At 48.3% G+C, this 321-nt stretch carries 1 tRNA gene; it reads left to right on the top strand.

The features are described 5' to 3' along the window. The first annotated feature begins 245 nt into the window (after positions 1–245). Positions 246–321, top strand: a tRNA-Lys gene (locus tag SAZ04_RS21775).

Below are 321 nucleotides of genomic sequence, written 5' to 3'. Positions count from 1 at the left end.
GAGGATTAGCTCAGCTGGGAGAGCACCTGCCTTACAAGCAGGGGGTCGGCGGTTCGATCCCGTCATCCTCCACCATTATTTTAAGAGCCATTAGCTCAGTGACGAGCAAATCCTCTTGAAATACTACGATTTGTTCCGACACAGCAAGCTTCGAAGCTTAGCTAGTAGAGGAAGGAACAGGGGAGACAGCGAAGGGATTCATCGTCCGAAAGCATCATGATTTGACTTCATAGAATTCACAGCAAGAGCCATTAGCTCAGTTGGTAGAGCATCTGACTTTTAATCAGAGGGTCGAAGGTTCGAATCCTTCATGGCTCACCA

This window comes from Halalkalibacter lacteus (assembly GCF_036663595.1).
GTDB lineage: Bacteria > Bacillota > Bacilli > Bacillales > Bacillaceae_D > Halalkalibacter > Halalkalibacter lacteus.
This window is presented reverse-complemented; position numbering and strand designations above follow the sequence as displayed.